Genomic DNA, 7057 nt, shown 5'->3' with positions numbered 1-7057 from the left:
ATCGTATTAGCGTTACCGGGTAATAGAGTTCGACAAAGCCTGCGAATGTTTCTTGTCGCTCTGGCGATTGTTGATGGCCTGAATACAGTAATAGTCAATTTATAAGACATTTATACCTCCACCAAATGCTTTATAAATACCCACCAGGCGGGTAAAGGTTTGCTGTTCCAGCTGAGCTTGTTGATCACGGCTGCGCAATAGTTCGCGCTCGGCATCTAATAGATCGAGGAACTCACCGCTGCCGGCGTTGTAACGTTGGCGCGCAATACGAACGGCTTTCTGACTGGCTTCACGCTGCTGTACCGTCATTAATTCTTGTTGGCGGCTTAGGTTATAGTTTTTAAGTGATAGCGACATCTCATTGAGTGCGGTAAATACACTCTGCTCAAAATCAGCTAAGGCCATACGTGAACTGGCTTTAGCTGAATTAATGCGTGCTCTTACCGACCCTAAATCAGCCGCGTTCCAACTCAGCGTTGGCGCAACCGACCAGCCCTGCGAGCCGCTGTTTAACGAAAACCCCGGGGCAGATAAGAAACCCAGAAAACCGCCAATGGATAAGCTGGGATACAGGTCTGCTGTAGCAACGCCTATCTGAGCAGTACTGGCAGCAAGCGCACGCTCACTACCAGCCACGTCTGCACGATAGCGAAGGTAGTTTTCGCCTTCAACAATTGCGACTGGTTTTTGTAATTGAGGTAGCTGTTTTAGTTGAAATGAGTTTTCACTATCCTCTAAAGTAAGCTGGCCAGGACGTTGCGCAAGTAAAGAGGAGAGAGTCGCATCAGCGGTTTGTAGCTGGCTCTGGTAGGCAGGCATATTTGCTTTTAGTTCGTAAAGCTGGGCATCCATGCGCGCCAATTCAAGTTCTGATGCCATACCGGCATCTAACCGTGCAAGAACGATAGCTCTGCTCTGTTCGAGGTTACCCAGATTCTGTTGGGCGACCTGTAAGCGCAATTGCGCTCCTCGATAGTCACCGTAACTGATGGCTACCTGACTGATGATCTGCAGTTGGGCATCGTGCCATAAAATATCTGCTTGCTGTACATTCGCCTGCGCCGCTTCACTGGCACGTTGGATTTTGCCAAACAGGTCGATATCCCAGGATAGGCTGATCCCCGTGCTATAACCGCGAGTAACTGTGTCATCATCACTCGGGTCTGGCGTGCTGTTCTCATAGGCTTGATAGCCGGAATCCATAGTGCCCGTTGGCAAGCCATTATTATCCGCATCACGGAAGTCCATATAAGCGCGCCCGACATTGGCACGCGCTTGAGTGATTGTGCGGTTTTCTACTAACGCTTTATCGATCAGTTGATTGAGTACATCATCATCAAAGGCTTGCCACCAGTTAAGCGCCAGGTTCGAGTGCTGGTAAGGGCTGCTAAAAGGCACATCCTTTACTTTTTCAGGAACCTGGTAATCCGGGCCCACGGCACACGCAGTCAGTGTGCCGATCATCAATACAAGGGCCGCAAGTTTGATAGGTGCTTTCATGATTTATACTCCTGCCTTTTGCCCGGACTCAACAGCAGAGGTCGCGTTTGCGTTTGTGTCACGCTTTGCCAGCGCGTAATAAAATAAAGGCGTTAAAATGAGCCCGAACACAGTCACGCCTATCATGCCTGAGAACACGGCTACACCCATCGCCTGGCGCATTTCAGAACCTGCACCGCTGGAGAAAACCATAGGAACCACACCCATGATGAAGGCAATAGAGGTCATCAGAATAGGGCGCAACCGCAATCGTCCTGCTTCTAAAATCGCCTCGAGTCGATTCATGCCGTGACCTTGCAGATCTCGTGCGAATTCGACGATCAATATGGCGTTCTTCGTTGCTAATCCCACTAACACCACTAAGCCAATTTGCGTGAAGATATTATTATCCCCGCCGTAAATGAGTACCCCCGTAAGTGCTGATAACAGTGTCATTGGAATAATCAGGATGATGGCCAATGGTAAACTCAGGCTTTCGTACTGAGCGGCCAACACCATGAACACTAATAAAATGATCAACGGATAGATAAACATGCCGGCATTACCTGCCAGAATCTGCTGATAGGTTAGCTCCGTCCACTCATAAGTCATGCCGTTAGGCAAAGTATCCGCGAGGATCTTCTCAATAGCGGCTTGCGCTTCACCGCTGCTAAAGCCGGCAGCCGGGCCACCATTTAGCTCGGCAGTGGTAAAACCGTTGTAGTGCATAACACGGTCCGGGCCTGCGGTATTAGTCACGTTAATAAAGGAGCCCAGCGGGATCATCTCGCCGTTTTCGTTGCGGACTTTTAATTGGCTGATTTGCTTAGGTGTTTGTCTGAATTGCTCATCTGCTTGTACGTTTACCTGGTAAGTACGGCCAAACTGGTTGAAGTCATTAACATAGGCAGAACCGATATATGCTTGCAGTGTATCGAACAACTCATTTAACGAGACGGATTGTTGCTTAGCCTTGGTCCGGTCTATATCCAAATCCAACTGCGGAACATTAACCTGATAGCTGGAAAAAACACCGGCCAACTCTGGTGTAGCCCATGCTTTTTGCATAACTTGCAGAGTGACTTTATAGAGTTCGTCATATCCGTAATTGGCCCGGTCTTGTATCTGTAGACGAAATCCACCAATAGTGCCTAACCCCATGACTGGCGGTGGCGGGAAAATGGCAATGAATGCATCCTCGATCCCTGCAAACTTTTGGTTGAGGGCGGCGGCTATCGCTTCGGCTGAAAGTGAAGGGTCGGTACGCTGATCAAAATCAGTCAATGGAGTGAATACAACACCACTGTTAGGGCTGTTGGTGAAGCCATTAATGCTAAGACCCGGAAACCCGACAGAATGAGAAACGCCAGGTTGCTCAAGGGCAATACGAGACATCTCTTTAATAACAGCCTCGGTCCGCTCAAGCGATGCCGCATCGGGTAATTGAGCAAATGCAATCAGGTATTGCTTATCCTGACCTGGCACATAGCCTGTTGGCGTCGTATTAAATTGGTAACCGGTCAGGCCAATTAAGCCAATGTAGAGTATGCCAATCAGTGCACCAAAACGGATTACTTTTTTAACCAGCCAGCCATACCCGTAAGATAGCTTTGCAAAAAGAATATTAAACGGCTTAAACAACCAGCCACCTAACACGGTGTCCATAGCGCGTGTTAACCAATCCTTTTTTTCGTGCCGGCCTTTCAGTAACAGAGCAGACAGGGCTGGACTCAGGGTTAGCGAATTGATCGCAGATATAAAGGTAGAAATGGTAATAGTGAGGGCAAACTGCTTATAGAACTGCCCCGTCAAACCCGACATAAAAGCGGTAGGAATAAAGACCGCGGCTAACACCAGGGTGGTTGCCACGATGGGGCCTGTTACTTCCTTCATCGCTTTTTGTGTTGCCGCGATAGGCGATAAGCCTTCTTCGATATTACGCTCAACGTTTTCGACGACAACGATGGCATCATCTACGACGATACCGATCGCTAATACTAATCCGAATAGCGAGAGGGCGTTTAATGAAAAGCCCAGCAAATGCATGAAAGCAAAGGTACCCACTAAGGATACAGGCACCGCTACCAATGGAATGATAGACGCGCGCCATGTCTGTAAGAAGAGTACAACAACAATAACGACTAACAAGATTGCTTCGAGTAAAGTTTTCACCACCGCTTCAATGGAACCCCGTACAAATACGGTTGGATCGTAAACGATGTCGTAGCTGAGGCCTTGCGGGAAGGTTTGTGACAGCTCCGCCATTTTCGCGCGTACATCATCAGAGATCTGAATGGCATTCGAGCCTGAAGCCTGGAAGACAGGAATCGCAACCGCTTCTTTATTATCTAATAAAGAGCGAAGGGCGTAAGTAGAGGATCCGAGTTCGATACGTGAAATATCTTTTAAACGTGTGATCTCCCCCTGCGTACCTACATTAACGATAATGTCTTCAAACTCTTCTACTTTTGAAAGACGGCCTTTTACATTAATCAGTAATTGAAAGTCAGCTTCACCAGTAGGCTGGGCACCCAAACTACCGGCAGCCGCCTGCTGATTTTGCTCGCTAATAGCCGCGATAACGTCTGTGGGAGATAATCCCAGAGCAGCGACTTTATTAGGATCCAGCCAAACACGCATGCTGTATTCGCCCGCACCAAATAAACGAACGGCACCGACACCCTCGATACGGGCTAGCTCATCTTTAACGTTGAGCGCTGCGTAGTTTGAAAGGTAGAGCATGTCGTACCTGTCATCAGGTGAGGTTAAATGCACCACCATGGTGAGGCTGGGTGATGATTTTTCTGTTACTACACCCAGACGCTGCACTTCTTGTGGTAAGCGAGGTTTAGCGCGCTCAACACGGCTTTGTACCTGGGTTTGAGCCAAGTCGATATCGGTGCCAATCGCAAAAGTGATGGTCAGTGTCATACGCCCATCAGAGGTAGCCTGAGACGACATATACAGCATATCTTCAACGCCGTTGATCTCTTGTTCCAGCGGTGAAGCAACCGTTTCAGCGATAACTTTGGGGTTAGCGCCAGGATAGTTAGCTGTGACGACAACCGTTGGCGGTACAACGTCGGGATATTCGGTAATGGGTAACTGCCATACCGCAATGGCGCCACCAATAAAAAACAACAGTGAGATCACGGCCGCAAATATCGGTCGCTTGATAAAAAACTGGGATAACATAGTGGCTCCTTACTGAACCTTGACCGTTGGCTTAACCGCGGTTATCTGTTGGTTCTGCAGTACTGCTAAGTGCCGCAGCACTGGCGCTGTCTAAGGTCTGCTGCTCAGCGTGTATTACCGCGAGTTCTTCGTCGCTCGCCATGGCAACGGACTTAGGTGTGATCTGCATGGAGGGGCGAACGCGCTGTAAACCATTAACAACAATGACATCCTCAGGCGATAACCCTTGGGTCACAATACGTAATCCGTGGATGGTTTCACCCAAGGTGACAGGGCGGTATTCCAGCGTGTTTTCGGCATTCACCACCAAAACAAACTTGTTATTGAGGTCGGTACCGATGGCTTTGTTGTCGACAAGAATACCTTCGTAGGTATCACTGCCGATAAGTTTGAGCCGTGTAAATAGACCAGGAATTAAGTTGTTTTCTTGATTTGCGAAGCGGGCACGAACCCGAATCGTGCCGGTTTGTTGGTTCATGCGGTTATCAATAAAATCGATATGACCGATGTGAGAGTAACCAGTATCGTTGGCAAGCCCCATATAAACAGGATTACCGGTATTGGTATCACGTGTATCAGCGCGTTTTCCTGCATTCGCTAACATGCCGTATTTCAGATAAGTTTGCTCATCCAGATCAAAATAGGCATACATGGTATCGGTAGATACCAGGCTGGTTAGCTCACTTTGGCCGGCATTAACAAAATTCCCCTCAGTCACCAGTGCATAAGATACGCGGCCATCAATCGGAGCCGTAACCTTGGTATACGCCACGTCTAACTGAGCGCGTGTTAATGCCGCTTGTACTGAGGCGACTTGTGCAGCCGTTTGTTGTTGCTGAGCGAGCCGGTTGTCGACAGCCTCGTTAGAGATAGCGCGTTGTTTAGCCAGCTTTTTTGCCCGGTCGTAATCGTGACTAGCCAGTTTTGCCGCTGCTTTCGCGTTATTCAAATCCGCTTTTAAACGATTTACTTCGGTATCGAACGGCTGTGAATCAATAAGGAAGAGTACATCGTCTTTTTTAACCAGTGCACCTTCCTGAAACATAACTTTTTCAATATAGCCAGAAACACGCGGTACAAGGCTCACTGTTTGCGGGGCTTGTAAACGCCCGGTGAACTCATCCCATTCGGTAATACGTTCATGAATCACTTGCGCAACTGAGACTGTGGGTGGAGGAGAAGATGCACCAGGTGCGGCTGCTTCTTTACCACCACACGCTGTTAGCAACAGGGTAACAATACTGCCAAGCGTGAGGTTTCTGATCATTTTTTTGCTGCTCATAGCGTTAGTCTCTAGAGTCATGTGTTTTTGAATAAAAGCGCTTTAAAGCGAGTGTCTGAGTACAGCGGTTGCAGAAAAGTTATATTTTCTTGACGCTTGCACTAGTTTTGTACCGCCCAGTAAGAATATAATTTACCTGTTATATGTACAATCTATTTTGTACCGATTGGTATATTATTTCTCGAACGCTGTATCCTGCGATTGCAACAATGCTTTTAATTAAGAAAGTAAGACCATGTAATGAAGCCTGCTGTACGTATATCCCTGTAGTTTTGTTAGCTATACGTTACACTCAAATGCCAAAGGTGAGAGATTCTTACCTCACCTTGGTTGGCTGATAATCAGCAGATAATTCATGGTGCTTTTGAAGGGCAGTATTGAATAGATGAGTTGTGTCGATTAGTTAGACAAACTTAAATTTGCGATAAGAAGTGTCATTAGGAGAATAGCTATGTCGGAATCACGTTGTACAGCTTCGGTCGGCAGACCACGTGCTTTTGATCCGGAAGTTGCATTAGAAAAAGCCTTGGACGTATTTTGGCGTAAGGGTTATGACGGCACTTCGTTAGCAGACCTGACGGAAGCAATGGGCATTAACAAGCCAAGCTTATATTCTACTTTTGGTAATAAAGACCAGCTATTTTTAAAAGCAATCGAGGTATATGAAAATCGTCCCTGTGCTTTTTTAGGACCTGCACTCGCTGAGCCAACCGCTCACCAAGTGGTTAAGACAATGCTCTACGGTGCCGCCAAAAATTTTGCAGACAAGAGCCACCCGCAAGGCTGTGTAATCATACAAGGCGCTTTATCTTGTAGTGAAACAGCCAGTTCCGTGAAAGAGGCGCTGATGGCCCGCCGCCAGGATGGCGAAGAACGTCTGCGTGATCGCCTGGCACGTGCCCAAGCCGAAGGGGATATCCCGGCAACGACAAATGTAGTGACTTTGGCACGTTACCTGGGAACGGTTATGCAAGGTATGGCGATCCAGGCGAATAATGGTGCAACCCCGGAAGAATTAACAGAGGTGGCTGACTTAGCGCTTTCTGCTATGCCAGCAATCGCTCCATAGCGCTTGCATATATTCAGGGCAGTAAAATCCTT

Annotated in this window: 5 protein-coding genes; 2 read left to right on the top strand and 3 right to left on the bottom strand. The window is 47.9% G+C overall.

The features are described 5' to 3' along the window. Nucleotides 1-105: a Na+/H+ antiporter NhaA gene (locus ABY436_RS18020; protein WP_372740319.1), complete on the top strand. Its 105-nt coding sequence runs from the start codon at nucleotides 1-3 to the stop codon at nucleotides 103-105. Here the strand turns inward: ABY436_RS18020 and ABY436_RS18015 are convergent. From ABY436_RS18015 to ABY436_RS18005, 3 genes are read right to left on the bottom strand one after another with little or no spacing between them, the layout of a single operon-like run. After that, the gene (locus ABY436_RS18015) at nucleotides 100-1500 is read right to left on the bottom strand and encodes an efflux transporter outer membrane subunit (RefSeq protein ID WP_372740318.1); all 1401 of its coding nucleotides are present in this window, start codon (nucleotides 1498-1500) and stop codon (nucleotides 100-102) included. The genes ABY436_RS18020 and ABY436_RS18015 overlap by 6 nt on opposite strands. Before the next feature lie 3 nt (nucleotides 1501-1503). Continuing rightward, complete coding sequence (locus tag ABY436_RS18010) at nucleotides 1504-4674, bottom strand: efflux RND transporter permease subunit (RefSeq protein WP_372740317.1); 3171 nt, start codon at nucleotides 4672-4674, stop codon at nucleotides 1504-1506. A gap of 31 nt (nucleotides 4675-4705) precedes the next feature. After that, nucleotides 4706-5956 carry an efflux RND transporter periplasmic adaptor subunit gene (locus ABY436_RS18005; RefSeq protein WP_372740316.1) on the bottom strand — a complete coding sequence of 417 codons (1251 nt, stop codon included), beginning with the start codon at nucleotides 5954-5956 and terminating at the stop codon, nucleotides 4706-4708. A 451-nt stretch (nucleotides 5957-6407) separates the two neighbouring features. Between ABY436_RS18005 and ABY436_RS18000 the strand changes: the two genes are divergently transcribed. After that, the gene (locus ABY436_RS18000; RefSeq protein ID WP_372740315.1) at nucleotides 6408-7025 is read left to right on the top strand and encodes a TetR/AcrR family transcriptional regulator; all 618 of its coding nucleotides are present in this window, start codon (nucleotides 6408-6410) and stop codon (nucleotides 7023-7025) included. Nucleotides 7026-7057: the final 32 nt, after the last annotated feature.

Source organism: Neptunomonas sp. (assembly GCF_041601355.1).
Classification (GTDB): Bacteria; Pseudomonadota; Gammaproteobacteria; order Pseudomonadales; family Balneatricaceae; genus Neptunomonas.
The sequence above is the reverse complement of the archived record's forward strand: the minus strand, read 5'-3'. Positions and strand labels throughout refer to the sequence as shown.

Bases quoted from the DNA above. Each gene is read 5' to 3' on its own strand.
- ABY436_RS18015 (WP_372740318.1), bottom strand. From the start codon at position 1,500: ATGAAAGCACCTATCAAACTTGCGGCCCTTGTATTGATGATCGGCACA.
- ABY436_RS18010 (WP_372740317.1), bottom strand. From the start codon at position 4,674: ATGTTATCCCAGTTTTTTATCAAGCGACCGATATTTGCGGCCGTGATC.
- ABY436_RS18005 (WP_372740316.1), bottom strand. From the start codon at position 5,956: ATGAGCAGCAAAAAAATGATCAGAAACCTCACGCTTGGCAGTATTGTT.
- ABY436_RS18000 (WP_372740315.1), top strand. From the start codon at position 6,408: ATGTCGGAATCACGTTGTACAGCTTCGGTCGGCAGACCACGTGCTTTT.